Raw genomic sequence first — 19,102 nt, forward strand, 5'->3', positions numbered from 1 at the left:
GAGCGTTTTGCACCCTTTTATTGATTTTTGAAGCCATCCATTTTCTTGGGTGGCTTTTTTTCGTTCACTCAATAATTGCGAGGAGGCACTACTTGAAGTGAGGAGAACTATATGAAAAAAGATATTCGTTATTCCTGCTATCCGTTTATGCGGGAAAAATCAAGCTGTGTTGACTATGAGATTCGGACGGATTCTTTAACAACGCGAATCGGCGCAGTATTTCCAACATTAGTCGATGATGCATTAGGTCAGATTGTGCTTGAAGATTTAAAAAAGATTCAGCCGCTAGCCTATCATGCCAATGGTTCGGTCCGCGGTAAATTAGCTATTACATCTGAAGATTTACTATGGTTAAGCGATCGATACGATTTTTATGTAAGTGAAGTCGGGGAAACGATTCAGCAGTTTGTCCTGCCACAGGGAATTGAAAGTGCCGCAAGACTGCATATTTGTCGCAGCGAGGCGAAAAAGTCTTACAGGGCATTACATAAAGTAAGCGAAGAAAGAGAAGTGGATGAAATTCTGTTTGATTTTCTCGGGCTGCTTGCCAATGTATTTTTTGTCATGGCGGTCTATATGAATCAACAGCATCAGCAGGAAGAAATTCCATTTATCTCAAAATCTTATCCAACGAAAAAGAAAAAAGGAGTTACAACAAATGAAATTGAATAACAAATGGGTCGTTGCATTAGCGGCAACATTATTACTAGCAGCATGTGGATCAGATGAGGAAAAAACAGAAAAGGACGTTAAAAATGAGGAGCAAGCTACAACCAAAAATGATGGCGCTCCTTATACAGTTGTCGATGACCGTGGTGTTGAGGTGACATTTGATGAAGTCCCGGAAACGATTATTTCACTACAGCCAAGCAATACAGAGATTTTGTTTGAACTAGGAGTAGGTGAACAAATTATCGGTGCAACGGACTTTGATACATATCCGGAAGCAGCACAAAAAATTGAACGTGTTTCAACGTCTACCGTCATTAATGCAGAACGAATTTTGGAATTGGATCCGGATGTAGTTGTGGCATATACAATTGGGGAGGAAGCACAAATTGCTCAACTGGAAGATGCGGGTCTGAAAGTATTTGTTATTGCTTCTGCCACGACATTCGATGATGTTTATTCAGATATTATTCAGTTGTCAGAAGTAATGGGTATCGAAGAAAAAGGTGAAGAAGTTGTAGCCGATATTAAAGCACAAATTAAGACAGTACAAGAAAAAACAGAAACAATCGATACGAAGAAAAAAGTGTATTACGAAGTGTCCCCAGCTCCGGATCTTTGGACAACCGGCAACAGTACTTTCCAGCAAGAAATAATGGATTATGCAAATATCGAAAATATTTATGCTGATCAGACGAGCTGGATTAGTGTGACAGAAGAGGATGTTATTACTCGCAATCCTGAAATTATTATTTCACCTGCAACTTATATGGAAAATGCGGTCGAAGAAATTTTAGGACGTACAGGGTGGGATAAAATACAAGCAGTCACAGACAAGGCAGTTTATTTAGTGGATGGCGATATTATGTCACGTCCTGGACCACGTATTGGTGAAGCAGTAGAAATTATGGCACAATCAGTATATCCGGAATTGTTTAAATAGTTATAGAATAGAAGAACATGCCTTAGTTGGGCATGTTCTTTTTGAACTGGAAAGGAGGCATACGATTGATTTTTATAACAGGTGGTGTACGCAGCGGGAAAAGTGCTTTTGCAGAAAAATATGCGAGGCGGTTAGGTGAAAATAAGTTGCTTTACTATGTCGCTACGGGAGTATCATTTGATGATGAAATGAAAAAACGGATTGTCCGCCATCAGTGGGACCGTCAAAACCAAAACGCTACCTGGAACACGGTGGAAATGCAAGTACAGATTCCTTTAACGATACAACAACTTTCAAAAGATGCAGTCGTGCTTTTTGAATGTGTGACAACCTGGCTTTCGAATGTACTTTTTAACTATGAAGCAGAATGCAAAAATAGCGAATATATCAATAATTGTATTGAATCGCTGCAAAAGCAATTGCTAGCTTGGCATCAGCAAGGTGCTACAATAGTAGTTGTATCAAATGAAGTGTTAGACGAATTGCCTTCTCGTTATAATGAGGTAAATTTATATCGTAAACTTTTGGGAGAACTTCATCAGTGGATTGTCCAACATAGCGATGAAGCATATGAAGTACAATATCAGCTTGTACAGCAATGGAAATAAGGAGTGGGCAAGTTGAAAAACAGCTTTACAGGATTTTTATTAGCATGGCAGTTCTTCTCGGCAGTACCAATTAAGAGGCAGCTCGATATGAATGCCAAGTCGGTTACATGGATGTACGCTTTCTTACCGATCGTTGGTTTATTCATAGGCGTAATGATTAGTGGTGGTGTTTTTGTCATCTCAAGTTATAGTGACATTTCGAGTCTGCTTTTGGCGATTTTAATCGTAATTATGTTCATTATTCTGACAGGCGGTCTGCATTTAGATGGCTGGATTGATATGAGCGACGCCTTTTTTTCCTATGGTGAAAAAGAAAAACGATTGGAAATTTTGGATGATCCGCGTACAGGTGCTTTCGGTGTCATCAGTGTTTTTTGCTTATTGCTGTTAAAAGTCGGTGTTATTTATGAAATGCTTTTAAATGGTCATGAGGAGATTATTCCCTTTATTATTTTTATCCCTTTTATTGCACGTTTAGGGATGCTCATTTACTTTTTAACGATGCAAACGGCCAAGCAGACAGGGCTCGCAGCTTATTTTAAATCCATTATCATTCCAAAGAAACTGATGCTAATCATAAGCTTTTTTTCTATATTATTTTTAGGGGTATGGATTTATTTTTCGATGTACAGCTTATTTATTTTAGTTATTGTTATGCTGCTATCTATTTTCTTTTACCGGAAATGGACGCAAAAGCATTTTGGCGGGATGAGCGGTGATTTACTCGGTGCTTTAGGAGAAGGGTTGGAGGTTGTACTATGGCTGACGGTATTACTTTGCATTTAATTCGTCATGAAAAGACAAAAGCGAATATAGAAAGAAAATATATTGGCTGGACAGATGAGCCGATATTAAAGATGGTTCAGGCACAGATGCCAATCCACACAAATGAAGTATTTGGAAGTGATTTGTTGCGTTGCCGTGAAACAGCGCAATGCTATTTTCCGCATGCTTCATATTATCAAAACAAAAACTTAAGGGAACTGCATTTCGGGGATTTTGAAATGTGTACATATGAACAACTACAGCATAACGATACTTACCGGGCCTGGATAGATGATCCGGTAAATATGCCAACTCCTAACGGGGAGCACTTTTTACAGTTTCAACAGCGCGTTTTAACGGGTGTTCATGAAATTGTTCAACAAGAGAAAGAATATACATTGATTGTTCATGGTGGTGTCATTCGGATACTGCTTGCGAAATATGGTTTTACAGAGCAGACATTTCAGCAAACGATTGCCAACCACCGAACAATTTATACGCTTAGCTGGGATTCCATTGAAGACTTTATAGGAGGTGCAAGATGTTCATTATACTCGGAGGCGCACATAACGGTAAACGAGCATATGTAGAGGATTTAATTGCACAATTACCGACAAAAAAGCTTGTCAAATACGAAGGGATATTACCTCGGATAGAGGAAGAAACTGAAGATAAACGAATTATTATTAGCAATTTCGAACAGATTGTATTACCGCATCTTCATCAGCCAGAGGAGCTGGTTGCACAGCAGATTTTTGAACGTATTGCTGAAACTTCCGCACTCGCTGAAGTATTTTGTATTTGTACAGATACGAGCAGGGGGATAGTGCCGCTTGAAAAGGAAGCACGTCAATTAAGAGATACTTGTGGTCGACTATACCAAAAGCTTTGCAACGAAGGGCATACGGTTGTTCGTGTATGGTACGGTATTCCACAAATTTTAAAAGGAGCACATTATGGACAAAACTAAATTACGTTATATCATTTTAACCGCTTTAATCGCTGCAATGTGTGCGATTGGAAGTTTTATTAAAATACCGGTAGGCATTGTTACAACAGCAGCACTGGATTCGGCTCCCGCATTTATTAGTGCCATTTTTTTACCGCCTATTTTCGCAGGCGCAGCAGGATCACTCGGTCATATTGCAACAGGACTCACATCCGGCTTTCCATTGGGTGTTTTTCATATCATTATTGCAGTAGAGATGTTCATTATTGTCGCAATTTTCGCTGTAATGCATCGAAAAGGACTGCATATTTCAAAATGGATATTTGTCGTAATTGGAAATGGAGTTATTGCACCACTACCATTTTACTTCCTTATTTCGCCGGCATTTTATATCGGATCCATTGCTTCACTTTCTATTGCAACATTAGTGAACTGTCTCATTGCCATTGGCGTAATGCCGCTCATTAAAAACGTTGTACAGCGTGTTGGAGTGAACGCATGAGAAACGCGATAGAAGTAAACGGGTTAATCGTAACAATCGATAATTCAGGATGTATTGGAACAAAAGAGCATGATCTTGTGAAAGTGCCAAATGAAATTACAGCATATTTTACAGCACGTACCGCCATTTTGGAGCAGTTATGTGCGGGGGCAATCCCTGTACAGTTATTAATGGCCAACTTTTCGGGTGACAACGTATGGAATGAGTATGCAGAAGGGTTTAAAAAGACGTTTAATGAAATGGCGTTAAATATGCCACCATTGACCGGCTCGAGTGAAACGAATTTCTCCGCTCTGCAGTCGGCTGTCTCCTTAACAATAATAGGGAAAAAGCAATTTAACGGTGATCGGTCGAACTGCCTGTATTATGTTGTCGGTGAACCGCTAGTAGGCAATGATGTAATGAAAAACCTTCACAAAATTGCAAACTTAAAAGAGCTGTTCGAAGGGTTACAAAGTGGGGTCATTGAAGCAATCTGGCCTACAGGTTCAAAAGGAATTGGTGCCGAAATTAAGCGCTTTATCGGTGAAGGATACAGTGCACATATCAATTTAGAAATATCGGCCGGACCATCATGTGCTGTTCTAGTCGCAGTAAAAAAGGAACACGAGGAGACTTTCAAAAATAATATGACAGCACCTTTAACTGGAATTGTAAAAATGAATTAATTTTAAATGCCGAAATATGCTCGAAAACTATTTGAACTGCTAGGAAAAAATATTTTTTGTTTAAAATTAAAAAATACTAAATATTCTAAAAATAAAGTGGTATGATAGAGTGTATCAATTTCAATAAGTTAAGGAGCATGAATTATGACAACGTACCAAATTACAACTGAGTTATCAACAAACAAAAAAGAAAAGACACCTGCAGAAAAGCTTGGTTTTGGTCAAATTTTTACGGACCACATGTTTGTAATGGATTATGAAGAAGGTAAAGGGTGGCATAATGCATCTATTGAACCTTATGAACCGATTACATTAAGCCCTGCTGCAATGGTATTTCATTACGGACAAGCGGTTTTTGAAGGTTTAAAAGCATACATGACAGAGCAAGGTGACGTACAATTATTCCGTCCTGAACGTAACTTCCAACGGTTGAATACTTCAAATGCACGCCTTTGCATCCCACCAATCGATGAGGATTTTGCACTGGAAGCATTAAAGGAATTAATCCGAGTGGACCGCGAATGGGTACCAACAGAACCAGGTACATCTCTTTATATTCGTCCATTCATTATTGCAACGGAAAGCTATTTAGGTGTAAACCCTGCGAAAAGCTATAAATTCATGATTATTATGTCACCAGTTGGCTCTTATTATAAAGAAGGCATTAACCCGGTTAAAATTTTAGTAGAGCAGCATTATGTACGTGCTGTAGTTGGGGGTACCGGCGAAGCAAAAACAGCGGGTAACTACGCTTCAAGCTTAAAAGGTTCGGAACTTGCCGCAAAACAAGGATACTCTCAAACATTATGGTTAGACGGTAAGGAAAATAAGTATGTAGAAGAAGTAGGAAGCATGAACATCTTCTTCAAAATTGCAGGAACAGTCATTACACCTGCATTAAATGGCAGTATTTTACCCGGTATTACACGTGACTCGATGATTCAAGTATTAAAATCAAAAAACATTCCGCTTGAAGAACGTGCAATCGAGTTTGCAGAAATTGTCGCTGCAGCCCAAAACGGTACGCTGGAAGAAGCGTTCGGTACAGGTACAGCTGCAGTTATTTCTCCAGTTGGTGAATTAAAGTGGCTGGATGATGTGATTACAGTCAACAACGGCCAAATTGGTGAAGTGACACAAATGCTGTATGATACATTAACAGGCATTCAGTACGGTAAAATGGAAGATCCATTTGGCTGGACGGTTAAAATCTAATTTAGAGGCCGGGACAAAACAAAACTACAATTTTTCTCCGCGGAGAAAAATTGTAGTTTTTTGAATGTCCTAAAAATTGGTTTCCGTTACGGGTACGCTTTCCGCGGGCACGGCCTTACACGAACGTCTCAGGCGTCGTGCTCCTGCGATTACTCGTAGCAAAATAATTTCGCTGGTCCCGCTGGAGTCGACCCTTCACTTCAACCAATTTTAATAAAGATTATTTTTATTATACAGTTTCTGCTCATTTAATAAATTCTCTACTTAGGTCCCGGTCACTATTTTCACTTTATTTTTCCACTAATTCCTCTACATGGTTAAATCTTTCGTGAGAAACGGGAGCTGCTTTTTCAAATGCATTTTTACCGACATATGATTCGATTAATGTTTTTACATCAATACCAGATGATGCTTTTAAAGTTTCCTGCAGACCGGCCATTAAGTCTGTTGCATAGCCTGTAACTTTACCGGCGCCACCATTTGCACCGCCTCCAGTATCAACAACAGTAATTTTATCGATATTGGCAAGTGGACTTGCAACTTGTTTTGCATATTCAGGTAACATTTTCACAATCATATCAAGGACAGCTGCCTGACCGTATTGTTCAAACGCTTCTGCAATTTTTTCCTTCGCTTCTGCTTCCGCAAGACCGCGTAGACGGATAATTTCTGCCTCTGCCGTACCTTGTGCACGCTCTGCATCAGCTTTAGCAAGACCATCTAATCGAATACGTTCTGCTTCAGCTTGTGCATGTGTTTCGATACGATATTTCTCAGCATCTGCCTGCGCTAGCTCTTTCCGTTTTTGGGCTTCTGCGTTTTGCTCGATAGCATAACGATCAGCATCTGCCTTTTTCTTCACTTCAGAATCATATTGCTTTTCTCGACGCAGAATCTCTTTTTCTTCTAATTCGATTTGCTTTTGACGTTCAATGATCTTAACTTGCATTTCCTGTTCTGTTACTTCCTGTTTTGCACGTGCGGATTCCAATTCATAAGCCTGGTCGGCACGAGCTTTTGCGATATCTTGCTCACGACGGAATTCAGCCACTTTTAACTGGTTATTTTTTTCAGCTTCTGCAATCTCAGTAGCGCGCTCTAATTCGGCTTGTTGTGCTTCCTGAGCTGCCTGAGCACGTTTAATACGTGTTTCTTTATCCGCCTCAGCTGTTGCAATATCAGCATCACGCTTAACTTGAGCAATTCGAGGTTTACCGAGTGAATCTAAATAGCCGTTTTTATCGCGGACATCTTTAATCGTAAATGAAACAATGACTAAGCCCATTTTTGCTAAATCCTGTGATGCGACACGCTGTACTTCCTGCGAGAATTTATCACGATTTTTATAAATTTCTTCAACAGTCATCGATCCTAAAATAGAACGCAGATGACCTTCTAGTACTTCACGTGCTTCACTTTCACGGTCTTGCTTTGCTTTCCCTAAAAACTGTTCGGCAGCTGTAGCAATTTCCGCAATGGAACCGCCAATCTTAATGATGGCTGTACCATCTGCCATAACCGGTACACCTTGCTCTGTGTATACTTCAGGTGTTGTTACTTCTAATTTACTAGAAAGTAAACTAAGCGGTTTTGCCTGTTGGAAGACAGGGAACACAAATGTACCACCACCACGGATAATCTTAATGCGATTACCTGATTCGTCTGTATGTACATTTTTACTCCCTAAATAACTACCTGTTACGATTAATGCTTCATCTGGACCTGCTGTACGGTATTTCATTATATAAACCGCTACAAGAGCAACAATCAGAAATACGACAACCCCCACTGCAATTAAAATACCTGACATTTCTACAATACTTGACATGTACTTTTCCTCCTAAAATTTAAAATTGAAACTCCTCTTTCTCATAAACCGCAACCATTGCCGTACCATTACGCATCTCGATTATTAAAACTTTTGTATCATATGGAATTTCTACATGATGAAAGCTCGCCGCACGTTTGGAAATGATACCGTTTGCGGATTCTATTACGATTTCCCCGAAGCCATCTAAAGGAACAGGTACAATGACTTTTCCAGCCTGGCCTTCAAGCGATTCATCTGTATAAGCAAGAGATACTTCAGCTGAGCGTAAAGGAACGAGTAAGAAATAATAAAGAAGTGCTGTGAGTAAACACGCTATAATGAATGCGATTATTAAGATGATGAAGCTTGTAAAACCTGTAAAACGCTCAAAAATATAACCGGCAGCAGAAGTGAATGTGATAAACGAAAGGATAACAGCCGGATCTAAAAAAGGAAGTCCATCGATAGATACATCAGCAAAATCTGCAAAAAATAAATAAAGAATCGTACAGCATCCGATAACGATTAAGATGGTTAAATAAATGGTTTCAATGGAATACCCAAACAAGTTGTCACCTCCTTAAGTCCTTTGTATTAGTAAATACGGATGGAACTGGAAAAAGTTTCAGAAAAAACAAAATTTTAAAGGAATAACAAATTGAAAGTTAAAAATAATATCTCTTCCTTAAATCTCGCTGTCAATACGGTCAAGACAAGATTGCGTCGTGCACGTCAAATGCTCGGCATAGAGTTAACAAGGGAAGGTGAACTATATGGATCCAATTAAAGAGGCCATGAAGGAATCATATAAGGGACACGGTTTATCAAAATTAAAAAAGATGGAAACGCAGCAAAAAGTTCGTGAGCAACGTAAAACGATGTTACCTGTCGTTATTTCAACGGTAGTAACATTTACGATTTTTTTATTCATTTTTCTGACGATTAATGAGCAGAATCCTGAATTAAAAATGTCAGCTAGTATTTCAAGCAAAGTAGAAGGACAGGATGCAGTCAACGAAATGATGGAAAGGAAACTTCAATTTCAAACAATTATAGAGGACGAAGAAATAACAGCAGCGGAACGAGTAGAATATTTGCGGACGAGTGATTGGAAATTGCAACTAGCTTTTGAGCATATTACTAATTCAACATATGAGATTCCTGACGTAACAGAGAAACAGGGGATGCTGTATGCGACATTATTATTTTATATGCGCCAATTTATGCTGGAGCCTCATAGTATTACAGAAGTAGCGGATGCCTTTTCACAAGTAAGGAGGTTCCAACAATTACCTGAATTGGTTCCGGTATTAGATGCGCTTATTTTAGCCAATTATCAACCTACGAAAGCAGAACAGATGCCAGCTAACCAGAAATTTTTCTTAGTCAATCGTACGTTACAAACTGTCATCGTATGTATGTATATCCTTAGTATTTTTTTCATTATAAAAAATATTTTAAAGCGTCAGCTTTTGTGGATTACTCTTTTGAATATAGGTATCGTAATTGCGACATTAGTATTCCTTTTTAAACCGCTTCCTCATTTTTATGCTAACGATGAAACGACATTATCAATATCAAGTATAAAAGCAATAAAAGAGGCGGGGTTACCTACTGATCAAGCTCAATTCATTTCGGCAGCAACATTTGATAATAGCCGTTTTGCCTTAATTAAAGAGCAGCAAAACCATATGCTAGTGAAATTTCAAAAAGGGGATAACTACTACCAGTTTACAGACTTTACATCGTTGGGTGAGAATACACCAGTAATAACAGGTATTTATCATGTTCGTAACGATGGGCAAGCAATCTATGTTATGGCGTTTACAGAAGGACATCCAATTGTTAAAGGAGTGCTGATTGATCATGCTAGTAAGGAAATAGAGTTTCAGGTAGAGCAAGGGAAAGCTGGGATTGAAGCAATTTACCTACCTCAAAGAAATACGAGTTTTGGATTGAAGTTTTATGATGCCAATGGGGAAATAGTAAGGTAGCAATTAAAAGCGTATGTCGTTTTGTTCGGAGCGACATACGCTATTTTTGAGTATTTATTTCATTGTAAAAAAGTTTTTTAGCTCTACTGTTAATGGGCTGTTCTGTTCAATATATTCCATCATTAAGTCAGGTATGAATTTTTTTGATTTACGAATAGGCTGCTTTTTAAACATGTGGAAATGATGGGCACCTGTCGCGCGGTAGCTGTTGACCGCTACTTCAAACAATGAAGTGTCTTGTATAGGGCAACCATTATAGTTTAGTTTAACTACACGTTGTCCGACTGGTTTACTTAAATCAATTTCATAGTCAATGCCACCCCATAAATCATAAATATAAGGCTGCGGCTCTGGATAAAAAACAGAAAGACTAAAATCGACTTCGCCTTTGTTATTCAGTGCAAAGACGGCTGCGCTTTGTTCAATTGCTTCGCGAATGTCAGCTCCAGTCAGTTCAACAACTAGCAAACGATTGGCGCGCGGCATATTGTGTATAACTTGTTCCCGCGTTATAACTTTGTGAAAGCCGCCTGATGAATGGTAGGGGAGCTCAATGACAGAAATCTGAGCTCCTGAATAATGAAGCTGCATGTTATGTATCAATTGCGTGTACGATGTTGATATTATTCGCGGAGTAAAAAAATCCGAGTATGTTAAATCGTTTTCTGTATTACCGATTTCTTCCCTTTTCCAGTGGTTAAATTCGGGAAAGGGCTGTATTGGAATGTTTGAATCCACGTGTACAAGAGATGGTTCGTGAATTATTTGGTCATTTTCTATCGTTACATCGATTTGGGCAAAGCAATGCGCATTCGCTCCAGGCTGCACGACAGAAATTCCGTTAATCTTTGTCGCGATTTCTAAATGCTGATGACCAGTAATGAATACGTCAATACCCTCTATTTCATAAAGCATGCGGTAGCCTTCATTTTCCCCATGTTCAAGATCAATTTGATTCCCATTATGCAAATCCCGTTCAAAGCCGCCATGATAGCTTAAAATTACGAATTGGGCTTTTTCTACTTCTCGTACGTACTTCACAGTATTTTTCGCACTTTCAAATGCCTGTTCAAAATGTAAATTCTTTATCGTGTTTACTTCATCCCAAAGCTTCGTGAAATGCGTCACAACGCCTACTACCGCTATCCGTATTCCGTGAATTTCCTTTATAAAATACGGTTTTGCAAAGCCTGTAATATTGGCAGCTATCCATGGGAAGTTACAGGCTTTCTGTATTTTTCGCACTTTTTCGAGTGGATAATTAAATTCATGATTTCCGAAAATGCCAACATCATAGCCGAGCTTATTAGCCAGCTCTATTTGAGGATGCTGTTTATGTATAATATGGTCGTAATAGTAGCTTAAATGGCTGCCCTGAAGAAAATCACCGTTATCAATTAACAATGCAGGCTGTCTTTTTGAAATCATTTGAGCAAGCTGCGAAAACCGCTCTGTATGGCCATGTATGTCACTAGTGGCAATAATAGAAAACTGCATATGTAAAAACTTCCTTCAACTATTCATTTTCCTTCATTATAGCGTGTGTGAATTATTGCGCAACAGTGATGAAAGTGCTTTAATAAAAAGTGAATACACTTACTTTTAAATTTTAGGAGTTGGAATAATGATTACAGTAACAAACCGCATTAAAGTAAAAAAAGGCTTTGCCGAAATGATGGCGCCAAAATTTGTGCAACCAGGTCCATTACAACAGTTTGAAGGATTCCAAAAGGTTGAAGTATTAGTTTCGACTCAATTTGAAGAGTATGATGAAATGAGTGTCGTAATGTACTGGGATTCGAAAGAAAGCTTCGCAGTATGGCGTGAAAGTGATGCATTTAAAGAGTCACATAAACGTCCATCTGAAGGACAAGGTCATGGTGAGCAAGGTGACTCTCCAATGCTAGGTTCAGAAATTATTATTGCTGAAGTAGCAGGCACTATTTCAAAATAAGTTAAAAAAAAGCGTCCTAATGATGATTAGGGCGCTTCTTTTTCATACGATGATTCATCAAGATTAGGAAGGTGCTTTTCGTGTTATTAATGGAAAAATATTTTTATGACGGGCAATTTTTGAAATGCTATGAAGAGTCTACACGTCAGTTACAGGACGGCAATGACGCATTAGCTACACAATTTTTAAATTTATTTAAAAAATACGAGTATGAAAATTTCCCTAAGCCGACTGAGAAACATACGCAAAGTATTGAACGTGCCAATGAAAGCTATGAAGAAAATGATGAACTAGAACAATTGCGAAGCATTAAAGACGAACAGGAATTTTCAGCTAAAGTGAAGCAGCTTGAGCATGATGCACGAACAGCCGATGATAAACGGAAAGCACAGTCGTTTTATGTACAAGGTCATTTGTTTTTAATGGCACATCAATATGATGAAAGTGTTCATTGTTTTATCGAGGCAGTAAAGCATAATCCGAATAAAGCACTTTATTACGGAATAGCAGGTCAGACGATGAACCGGTTTAATTGGTCTCCTTTTGAGATAATGGTTTACATAGAACGGGCCATTGATCTGGATCCGGATAACGCACGCTGGTATTGGAACAAGGCACTTGTATTAACAAGACTTTATAAAGACTTAAATGCTGAGCCATTTTTAGAGCAGGCACTCGTTACTATTGAAAAGGCAATCGAGACTTGCCGTGAAGACCAAGCTTCACTTCGCAATGGCATTGATTCAACATTAGAAAACTTAAAAGAATATCTTTTCAATTAGGAGAGGCGTACAGTTGCTCGCTGTAAAAAACATTAGATACAATTAAATGATCTGAAATAAAATGGGGCTCACGAACGGTTTCAATAAGTAGGTTCGTGAGTTTTTCTTGTTAAAAAAGTTCTAATATCGGTCCGTGATTTTCTAATAAACTAAAAAAAGTTCTAATATAGTTTTGATCTTCTAATATATCTCCGAGATTTTCAAATAAAGGTATCAGATATTCAAATATCTTCCCCAGAAGTTCTAAAATCCCCACCGAATGTTCTAATAAACTGTGAAAACTTCTAATATCGTAAAACGAGAAAAAAAGCTATCTAAAAAGGACTTAAAAATCCCTTCAAGACAGCCTTTTCCACTATAAGTTATTTCTTCTTTTTGTCCCTCACAAATGCAAACACTATTAATCCAACTTGTATCACGACGATTGCAATAAAAAAGTAAAAATTCTTCGATGAACCGACTAAATTAAGTTCATCTGCCAAAATGCCTTCAATTGACTGCAATTGTGCACTTAGCAAAATAATTAATGCACCAATAAATAACATGATTTTAGGATTTATTGCAAAGCGCAGCAGCACAATAATGAACAGTGCTGAAAAAATCAGCAATAGTGTGAAGAGGGGATCCAATAATGTAAGGGTCCCATCCTGTGCAAATTTTTCATATGTGAATGTCACCGTATAACAAACCTCCTTACTTAACTAAGCCGTTTTGAAATGCATAAACGACTGCTTGTGTACGATCCTGTACTTCGAGCTTGCTTAAAATATTGCTTACATGTGTTTTTACCGTTTTTAGTGCAATAAATAGCTCTTCGGCAATTTCCTGATTGGCAAGACCCCTAGTCATACACAATAACACTTCCATTTCCCGGTCTGTTAAATGATCGTGCAAAGCAGGTACAGTACCGCGCATACGGGCCATTACTTTTGTCGTAGCTTCAGGCTCAAGTACTGTTTCACCAGCCATCGTTTTACGGATTGCTTCAGCAATTTGTTTTGCGTTACTCGTTTTCAGTATATAACTGACAGCCCCTGCTTCAAGTGCCGGATATAATTTGTCGTCATCAATAAAGCTTGTGACAATCATTACTTTCGCTTGCGGCCACTGCGCTAAAATCTCGGCTGTCGCTTCCGCCCCTGTTTTTATTGGCATAACATTATCCATCAAGACAATATCAGGTTTTAATGATAGCACCTTTTCAACCGCTTCCTCACCGTTTGTTGCTTCTCCGATGACTTCGATATCAGGCTGTGCTGACAAATAGGCAGCGACACCGATACGTACCATTTCGTGATCATCTACAATGACAACTTTAATCATTTAATTGTTCCTCCTTTTTGATCGGAACTTTTACTTCTACAATGGTCCCTTCATTTGGAACGGAGACGATTTTATACGTACACCCAATTTCGACAGCTCGCTCGGCAATATTTCTTAATCCGTACGAAGATGTTTTGTCGCCATCATTACTAAAACCAAGACCGTTATCCTGAATCCGTAAAATGGCTAACTGATCACGTGCAATTAATAACAGTTCAACCTCTGTCGCTTTTGCATGCCTTAAAGTATTGGATAATGCTTCTTGTGCAATACGGAATAAATGGTCTTCCTCCGCTTTAGATAAATTGATTTCCTCTATTTGATAATCAATATTAAAGTAGACTTTTTCCTGTAATTCGACAATTAAATCTTCCAATCCTTCTGCCAGACTTTTATTGTGCAAAGCAATTGGGCGTAAATGCAGGAGCAGTGCCCGCATTTCAAGCTGGGCTTGCTGGACAACCTTTTCTACTTGAGCCAGCTGTTTTTGGGCGTGCTCGTCTTGCTGCTGTTCTGTCAGGGCAGATAATAGCAAGGAAGCTGCAAAAAGCTGTTGCGATACGGAATCATGGAGCTCACGTGCTAGACGTTGACGTTCTGCAAGAAGCCGCTCCTGAACGATTGCATCATTTGTTTCGACCTTCTCATGTGAAAGCCGTTGCAGAGAAGCACGCTGGGTATCAATTAATTCGTTGGCATCACGCAATGCTTTATTTAAAGAACCGTTAGTTTTCTTTAATTTTTGTGCAAAATCAGGTTCTGCAATTTTTTTGACGATCCGTGTCGTCTGATTTTCCTTTATTTTCACGGTGACAGCCATCCATAATGCAATGAAGAAGCTAATACCGGTAGCGCTAATGGCGATAATTCCAAGCAATGGAATGTCATAATCAACATTTTCCCATAAAAAGCGCCACGTTTCTTCTTCTGGCTGTCCAAGTACAAAAATTAGTATATTCATTGTAAAAGAGGCAAAAATTAAAATGAGTACGAAGAATCGAGCAATAAATGCAATCATCCGCGTTGCACCTCCACATCGCCTATCCAGGAAGTAACGTACAGTACGAGTACACGTTTTGCATCCGGGTCGCCATCTTCAATATAGAACTGCTCATTTATACATAACTTAGGCGAGTAGTGTAAGCAATTTGCCTCACCATATATCGTAGAATAGTGGAGCTGAAGCGATACTTCATACGGGACAGTAATCCGCACTTTTCCTAGTGATTGATTAATGACAATAATTGATTTCCCTTGTGGTAAAATCGTTTCTGTTGTATCAACTGTAATATCTCCAATGAAGCGTTGAATGTGAATGTCACGCCATTGGTAGCTTTCTGTCGGGATGCCCGTAGTGCCAATCAATTTATTTTTTCCGGCCGTATCAATTACTTGATTTTTGATTTCTATAATTTTTTCTTTTTTCGTTAAGTATTGGTAGAGTAAAAAAATTAATGAACCGATGATTAAAAGGCGTAATGTCCATAGATGAATTATTGCAAAGAATATTAAGATGAGACCGGCCCAGAGTGAGTATTGTTTTTTCTTTTTAAAGCTGTAGAATAATAGAATTGCACCGACAACGAGTAAAAATACACTGCTATTATTGAATAGTGTCAATTCGATCAAAACGACAAGTGCCATACTAATAACGATTATCGTAAGCTGATCTGACGTAATTTTCGGCATATTGCCTCCTCCTAAAACGAGCAAAATGGAGAAAGCACGACGCCTTCTCCTTTAAAACATTATAGCATTATTTTGGTTGTTCAATGAGCTTTTGTTCTTTTTCCAACTGAGCTAAACGGGATTCAAATGATGTCACTTCATATTTGCGCTCGATATTTTGAGAGAGCTCATCGATATATATCGAAAGTTCATCGAAGTTTTCATTGTTATTGGAAGTTAACACTTTGTCCATCTGATGGTTGGCACGTACAACATTTTCTTTCCCCATTAACTGAAGTTGGCGTACTTTCATATCTTTAATTTTATGCTTCATTGTTTCAAACTTGCGTTCCAAAGCAAAGTATTCCTCGTTTGCTGCATCAATGCTTGTCAGCAATGTGTGCTTACGTGCAGTATAGGCAGCAACTTCTTCCTGTGCAAAAGTAATGAGTTCTACTTCCTCGCTAGCCTGTGCTAAGTGTAGTTGCTTTTCTCGTTTTTCCAGCATCTCTACTGTTTGAGATAGCTGTAACTCCAATTCTTTTTTTAGATGTGCCTGACGTGCAAGCAGTTTGCCAGTTTGCTCCGTTTGTTTTTCTGCTTCACGAATGTAATGATTTAACATCTTAATTGGATTTTTTTCTACTTTTTTATCAAATAAATCATGTAAGTCCGCTTGAATCGAGTATTTAAATTTTGTGAATAAATTTTTCATTATGTTTCGCCCCTTATTTGTTTAAATTTGCCCATTCGCGTTCAAAGTTCATAAATGGATCCTCTTCTTTATTGCTTGTAAAAATTTCGACTTTCTCATTTTTACGTGATTTGTAAATATAAAAAATAATTCCAATTGCCACTAGACCAATAAAACCAGGAATGTTTGAAATTGCACTAACTAATCCTACAAATGCAACAACTAAACTCATTACTTTCCCAAATGTAGATGTGCTTTCCGTGTAATAATGTAGACCGGCTGCTAAAAGTGCACCTGATATTAATAGTGCGACTACTGGTGCCAATAGGCATAGTGCAATAATTGCTGCGACGAAACCAGCAGAATATAAGAAAAACTTTTTCATTTGTGTTCCTCCTTGTATTTGATAACTTAATGTTACTTTAATTACTAAAACTAAATAACGACCTGCAACTGTATTTTCATCTAGGTCTGGAGGCTGATTGGAACTCAGACATATAACTCAAATTAAATATATAGAAACGTAATAACTTTTATTGTATAATGCTTGTTGGAGAGTTTTTCTCGGTACATATGTAATGGAGGAGGTAGTTTAGTTATGACATGGGCATGGATTTTAGGTATTGTAGTTGCATTAATCGCTGGTGTAGCAATAGGTTTCTACGCGGCTCGTCAATATATGTTTAAGTATTTGAAAGAGAACCCGCCAATTAATGAACAAATGATTCGCGTTATGATGGCGCAAATGGGACGTAAACCGTCGGAAAAACAAGTACGTCAAATGATGTCTCAAATGAACAAGTTCCAAGATAAATAATAAATTAAGCTACCTTTTGCATTCTTAAGAGTGATGGAGGTAGTTTTTGTTTTGTGAAAATTTGGCGCTTCATTAAATTAGAGTTAAAAATCTGAATATTCTATTGATTTGGATATGATTCTAGTCTATCCTTATAAGGATTGTAAGTATTGGAGGGACAAAAAGATGACAACAGAAAAAACGAATGTAGAGAGCTTCGATTTAGATCATACGAAAGTGGTTGCACCATATGTACGTTTAGCAGGAACAAAAGAGGGGGCTAAAGGAGATGTCGTGACAAAATACGATATTCGCTTTAAACAGCCGAATAAAGAACATATGGAAATGCCTGCATTGCATTCATTGGAGCATTTAATGGCAGACCGGATCCGCAACCATAGTGATGCAGTAGTCGATATTTCACCTATGGGTTGTCAAACAGGTTTTTATGTAGCATTTATGAATTATGATGATTATGAAGGTGTGTTAGCGATTTTGGAAAAAACATTGGATGATGTTTTAGCAGCTACATCCGTACCTGCTTGTAACGAAGTGCAATGCGGCTGGGCAGCAAGCCATAGCCTGGAAGGTGCACAAGAGCTGGCGAAACAATTTTTGGATAAACGTGATGAATGGCATATCGTTTTTAATGAGCAGTAAACGAAAGATCTTATAATATGCGGAATAGAAATAAAGCAGTTTAAATTTTTACGATTAGTAAAATTTAAACTGCTTTTGATTTTAAAGTGGGTTTTATAAAAATATGACCCAAACTATTTGGCGGATTCTGTATTTTACAGCAGTGTTTCCGTTTCATTACGATATGCGGGTACATAATCATGTAAAAACTTTGCGACTGTTTGTTCATAATCTCCTGGGTTTTCATTGAATGATTTCGCATGTTCTCCTTTGTCAAAAATTTTCATCATTTTTGGCTCGGGTTTTTGTTCAAATAGTTCTTTAGTCATTGACGAAGGAATGAAATCATCCGGTTCACTATGAATAAACAGAACAGGTCGTTCAATTTGCTTTACCGCATCAATGGGCATGATTTCTTTGACAGAATAGCCATCGCGAATTCGCATGAAAAAGTCTGCAAAAGGAAGTGTATATTTTGCATCAATCGGCACGACACTTTCGAAAATTCGTTTTAATAGCTGGGGAAAGTTTGAAAAAGCGCAGTCCGAAATATAAAAGTCCGCATTATCAGCCAGAGTGCCGGCATAAAGTAATGTCGTGGCAGCACCCATTGATTCGCCATGAATACCTAACAAAGCATCTTCTCCTGTAAGTTCCCGGACTTTATCGACTACAGCCTGTAAATCGAATTTTTCATAATGGCCATAACTCGTTGTTTTACCCTGTGACTCTCCATGGCGGCGGTGATCATAAACGACTGCGTTAAAGCCAAGACGTTCAAACATACGTGCATACCGCATTGAGTTGATTTTATTTTCAGTTACCCCATGGCAAATAATTACTGTATTATTCGTTTCCAACGGTTTCAGAAAGATGCCGCTAATTGTATAGCCATTTGGGGAATTAATCGTTAATATTTCTTTTGAACAGCCGTCATACCATGCTTCGTCAAAGCGTTTTGCTGTTATTTCACGCTCCCTAATAAACGCATCATCTTTTTTCTTAATATACATAATGCGATTCGTCATGAAGACACCTGTCACTGTAGTAGCGGCGGCCAGCAAAGTTGTTACGATACTACCTGATAATACTAATGTGCGTTTTTTCATGGAAATCACTCCTT

General features: G+C 38.3%; 24 protein-coding genes. 14 read left to right on the plus strand and 10 right to left on the minus strand.

Annotated elements, in window-relative coordinates; translation table 11 throughout:
- The first annotated feature begins 111 nt into the window (after positions 1–111).
- The 9 genes from H9632_RS02375 (at position 112) to H9632_RS02415 (ending at position 6,319) form a co-directional block, all read left to right on the plus strand.
- Complete coding sequence (locus H9632_RS02375) at positions 112–672, plus strand: hypothetical protein (RefSeq protein WP_191702514.1); 561 nt, start codon at positions 112–114, stop codon at positions 670–672.
- A complete protein-coding gene (locus tag H9632_RS02380) occupies positions 659–1,612 on the plus strand; it encodes an ABC transporter substrate-binding protein (RefSeq protein WP_191702515.1) in 954 nt (317 codons plus the stop codon). The genes H9632_RS02375 and H9632_RS02380 overlap by 14 nt, the downstream gene beginning before the upstream one ends.
- Before the next feature lie 65 nt (positions 1,613–1,677).
- Positions 1,678–2,220 carry a bifunctional adenosylcobinamide kinase/adenosylcobinamide-phosphate guanylyltransferase gene (locus H9632_RS02385; protein WP_191702516.1) on the plus strand — a complete coding sequence of 181 codons (543 nt, stop codon included), beginning with the start codon at positions 1,678–1,680 and terminating at the stop codon, positions 2,218–2,220.
- 3 nt (positions 2,221–2,223) lie between these two features.
- Positions 2,224–3,006: an adenosylcobinamide-GDP ribazoletransferase gene (cobS, locus tag H9632_RS02390; protein WP_318247658.1), complete on the plus strand. Its 783-nt coding sequence runs from the start codon at positions 2,224–2,226 to the stop codon at positions 3,004–3,006.
- Positions 2,979–3,575: a histidine phosphatase family protein gene (locus tag H9632_RS02395; RefSeq protein ID WP_191702518.1), complete on the plus strand. Its 597-nt coding sequence runs from the start codon at positions 2,979–2,981 to the stop codon at positions 3,573–3,575. Before cobS ends, H9632_RS02395 begins: the two co-directional genes overlap by 28 nt.
- Positions 3,527–3,955, plus strand: a complete 429-nt coding sequence (locus H9632_RS02400; protein ID WP_191702519.1) for a bifunctional adenosylcobinamide kinase/adenosylcobinamide-phosphate guanylyltransferase — start codon at positions 3,527–3,529, stop codon at positions 3,953–3,955. The genes H9632_RS02395 and H9632_RS02400 overlap by 49 nt, the downstream gene beginning before the upstream one ends.
- Positions 3,942–4,436: an ECF transporter S component gene (locus tag H9632_RS02405; protein WP_191702520.1), complete on the plus strand. Its 495-nt coding sequence runs from the start codon at positions 3,942–3,944 to the stop codon at positions 4,434–4,436. Before H9632_RS02400 ends, H9632_RS02405 begins: the two co-directional genes overlap by 14 nt.
- Positions 4,433–5,104 (plus strand): hypothetical protein, encoded by a 672-nt coding sequence (locus tag H9632_RS02410; RefSeq protein WP_191702521.1) that lies wholly within the window; start codon positions 4,433–4,435, stop codon positions 5,102–5,104. The genes H9632_RS02405 and H9632_RS02410 overlap by 4 nt, the downstream gene beginning before the upstream one ends.
- 144 nt (positions 5,105–5,248) lie before the next feature.
- Positions 5,249–6,319, plus strand: a complete 1,071-nt coding sequence (locus H9632_RS02415; protein WP_191702522.1) for a branched-chain amino acid aminotransferase — start codon at positions 5,249–5,251, stop codon at positions 6,317–6,319.
- A gap of 289 nt (positions 6,320–6,608) precedes the next feature.
- Here the strand turns inward: H9632_RS02415 and H9632_RS02420 are convergent, their stop codons facing one another.
- Positions 6,609–8,147: a flotillin family protein gene (locus tag H9632_RS02420; RefSeq protein ID WP_225223620.1), complete on the minus strand. Its 1,539-nt coding sequence runs from the start codon at positions 8,145–8,147 to the stop codon at positions 6,609–6,611.
- A 19-nt stretch (positions 8,148–8,166) separates the two neighbouring features.
- On the minus strand, positions 8,167–8,697 hold the full coding sequence (locus H9632_RS02425) for a hypothetical protein (RefSeq protein ID WP_191702523.1): 531 nt from the start codon (positions 8,695–8,697) through the stop codon (positions 8,167–8,169).
- Positions 8,698–8,902: 205 nt separating this feature from the next.
- On the opposite strand from H9632_RS02425, the gene H9632_RS02430 reads away from it, so the two are divergent.
- Positions 8,903–10,123, plus strand: a complete 1,221-nt coding sequence (locus H9632_RS02430) for a hypothetical protein (RefSeq protein WP_191702524.1) — start codon at positions 8,903–8,905, stop codon at positions 10,121–10,123.
- Positions 10,124–10,177: 54 nt separating this feature from the next.
- Here the strand turns inward: H9632_RS02430 and H9632_RS02435 are convergent, their stop codons facing one another.
- Positions 10,178–11,620, minus strand: a complete 1,443-nt coding sequence (locus H9632_RS02435; RefSeq protein WP_191702525.1) for a bifunctional metallophosphatase/5'-nucleotidase — start codon at positions 11,618–11,620, stop codon at positions 10,178–10,180.
- Between the two features lie 127 nt (positions 11,621–11,747).
- Here H9632_RS02435 and H9632_RS02440 point away from each other — a divergent pair, with 127 nt between their 5' ends.
- Together H9632_RS02440 and H9632_RS02445 are read left to right on the plus strand one after the other, a co-directional pair.
- Positions 11,748–12,077 (plus strand): heme oxygenase, encoded by a 330-nt coding sequence (locus H9632_RS02440; RefSeq protein WP_191702526.1) that lies wholly within the window; start codon positions 11,748–11,750, stop codon positions 12,075–12,077.
- A gap of 89 nt (positions 12,078–12,166) precedes the next feature.
- The gene (locus H9632_RS02445; RefSeq protein ID WP_225223651.1) at positions 12,167–12,859 is read left to right on the plus strand and encodes a tetratricopeptide repeat protein; all 693 of its coding nucleotides are present in this window, start codon (positions 12,167–12,169) and stop codon (positions 12,857–12,859) included.
- A 362-nt stretch (positions 12,860–13,221) separates the two neighbouring features.
- Here H9632_RS02445 and H9632_RS02450 read toward each other — a convergent pair whose 3' ends face one another.
- From H9632_RS02450 to H9632_RS02475, 6 genes are all read right to left on the minus strand, one after another.
- Positions 13,222–13,536, minus strand: a complete 315-nt coding sequence (locus tag H9632_RS02450) for an acyl-CoA dehydrogenase (protein WP_191702528.1) — start codon at positions 13,534–13,536, stop codon at positions 13,222–13,224.
- Between the two features lie 16 nt (positions 13,537–13,552).
- Entirely contained in the window at positions 13,553–14,182 is a 630-nt protein-coding gene (locus tag H9632_RS02455; RefSeq protein ID WP_191702529.1) for a response regulator transcription factor, read from the minus strand.
- The gene (locus H9632_RS02460; RefSeq protein ID WP_191702530.1) at positions 14,175–15,200 is read right to left on the minus strand and encodes a sensor histidine kinase; all 1,026 of its coding nucleotides are present in this window, start codon (positions 15,198–15,200) and stop codon (positions 14,175–14,177) included. Before H9632_RS02460 ends, H9632_RS02455 begins: the two co-directional genes overlap by 8 nt.
- Complete coding sequence (gene liaF / locus H9632_RS02465) at positions 15,197–15,871, minus strand: cell wall-active antibiotics response protein LiaF (RefSeq protein ID WP_191702531.1); 675 nt, start codon at positions 15,869–15,871, stop codon at positions 15,197–15,199. Before liaF ends, H9632_RS02460 begins: the two co-directional genes overlap by 4 nt.
- Before the next feature lie 67 nt (positions 15,872–15,938).
- A complete protein-coding gene (locus H9632_RS02470) occupies positions 15,939–16,565 on the minus strand; it encodes a PspA/IM30 family protein (RefSeq protein ID WP_191702532.1) in 627 nt (208 codons plus the stop codon).
- Positions 16,566–16,578: 13 nt separating this feature from the next.
- The gene (locus H9632_RS02475) at positions 16,579–16,929 is read right to left on the minus strand and encodes a lmo0954 family membrane protein (protein WP_191702533.1); all 351 of its coding nucleotides are present in this window, start codon (positions 16,927–16,929) and stop codon (positions 16,579–16,581) included.
- A gap of 213 nt (positions 16,930–17,142) precedes the next feature.
- Here H9632_RS02475 and H9632_RS02480 point away from each other — a divergent pair, with 213 nt between their 5' ends.
- Positions 17,143–17,361, plus strand: a complete 219-nt coding sequence (locus H9632_RS02480) for a YneF family protein (RefSeq protein ID WP_191702534.1) — start codon at positions 17,143–17,145, stop codon at positions 17,359–17,361.
- A 165-nt stretch (positions 17,362–17,526) separates the two neighbouring features.
- Positions 17,527–18,000, plus strand: a complete 474-nt coding sequence (locus H9632_RS02485; protein WP_191702535.1) for an S-ribosylhomocysteine lyase — start codon at positions 17,527–17,529, stop codon at positions 17,998–18,000.
- 134 nt (positions 18,001–18,134) lie between these two features.
- On the opposite strand, the gene H9632_RS02490 is transcribed toward H9632_RS02485, so the two are convergent.
- Positions 18,135–19,088 (minus strand): alpha/beta hydrolase, encoded by a 954-nt coding sequence (locus H9632_RS02490; protein WP_191702536.1) that lies wholly within the window; start codon positions 19,086–19,088, stop codon positions 18,135–18,137.
- Positions 19,089–19,102: the final 14 nt, after the last annotated feature.

It is taken from the genome of Solibacillus merdavium (assembly GCF_014836935.1).
Classification (GTDB): domain Bacteria; phylum Bacillota; class Bacilli; order Bacillales_A; family Planococcaceae; genus Solibacillus; species Solibacillus ferritrahens.

What these genes read in the sequence shown, in the direction of transcription:
- H9632_RS02375 (WP_191702514.1), top strand. Translation starts at nt 112, where the DNA reads ATGAAAAAAGATATTCGTTATTCCTGCTATCCGTTTATGCGGGAAAAA.
- H9632_RS02380 (WP_191702515.1), top strand. Translation starts at nt 659, where the DNA reads ATGAAATTGAATAACAAATGGGTCGTTGCATTAGCGGCAACATTATTA.
- H9632_RS02395 (WP_191702518.1), top strand. Translation starts at nt 2,979, where the DNA reads ATGGCTGACGGTATTACTTTGCATTTAATTCGTCATGAAAAGACAAAA.
- H9632_RS02400 (WP_191702519.1), top strand. Translation starts at nt 3,527, where the DNA reads ATGTTCATTATACTCGGAGGCGCACATAACGGTAAACGAGCATATGTA.
- H9632_RS02405 (WP_191702520.1), top strand. Translation starts at nt 3,942, where the DNA reads ATGGACAAAACTAAATTACGTTATATCATTTTAACCGCTTTAATCGCT.
- H9632_RS02410 (WP_191702521.1), top strand. Translation starts at nt 4,433, where the DNA reads ATGAGAAACGCGATAGAAGTAAACGGGTTAATCGTAACAATCGATAAT.
- H9632_RS02415 (WP_191702522.1), top strand. Translation starts at nt 5,249, where the DNA reads ATGACAACGTACCAAATTACAACTGAGTTATCAACAAACAAAAAAGAA.
- H9632_RS02420 (WP_225223620.1), bottom strand. Translation starts at nt 8,147, where the DNA reads ATGTCAAGTATTGTAGAAATGTCAGGTATTTTAATTGCAGTGGGGGTT.
- H9632_RS02430 (WP_191702524.1), top strand. Translation starts at nt 8,903, where the DNA reads ATGGATCCAATTAAAGAGGCCATGAAGGAATCATATAAGGGACACGGT.
- H9632_RS02435 (WP_191702525.1), bottom strand. Translation starts at nt 11,620, where the DNA reads ATGCAGTTTTCTATTATTGCCACTAGTGACATACATGGCCATACAGAG.
- H9632_RS02440 (WP_191702526.1), top strand. Translation starts at nt 11,748, where the DNA reads ATGATTACAGTAACAAACCGCATTAAAGTAAAAAAAGGCTTTGCCGAA.
- H9632_RS02445 (WP_225223651.1), top strand. Translation starts at nt 12,167, where the DNA reads ATGGAAAAATATTTTTATGACGGGCAATTTTTGAAATGCTATGAAGAG.
- H9632_RS02455 (WP_191702529.1), bottom strand. Translation starts at nt 14,182, where the DNA reads ATGATTAAAGTTGTCATTGTAGATGATCACGAAATGGTACGTATCGGT.
- H9632_RS02460 (WP_191702530.1), bottom strand. Translation starts at nt 15,200, where the DNA reads ATGATTGCATTTATTGCTCGATTCTTCGTACTCATTTTAATTTTTGCC.
- liaF (WP_191702531.1), bottom strand. Translation starts at nt 15,871, where the DNA reads ATGCCGAAAATTACGTCAGATCAGCTTACGATAATCGTTATTAGTATG.
- H9632_RS02470 (WP_191702532.1), bottom strand. Translation starts at nt 16,565, where the DNA reads ATGAAAAATTTATTCACAAAATTTAAATACTCGATTCAAGCGGACTTA.
- H9632_RS02475 (WP_191702533.1), bottom strand. Translation starts at nt 16,929, where the DNA reads ATGAAAAAGTTTTTCTTATATTCTGCTGGTTTCGTCGCAGCAATTATT.
- H9632_RS02480 (WP_191702534.1), top strand. Translation starts at nt 17,143, where the DNA reads ATGACATGGGCATGGATTTTAGGTATTGTAGTTGCATTAATCGCTGGT.
- H9632_RS02485 (WP_191702535.1), top strand. Translation starts at nt 17,527, where the DNA reads ATGACAACAGAAAAAACGAATGTAGAGAGCTTCGATTTAGATCATACG.
- H9632_RS02490 (WP_191702536.1), bottom strand. Translation starts at nt 19,088, where the DNA reads ATGAAAAAACGCACATTAGTATTATCAGGTAGTATCGTAACAACTTTG.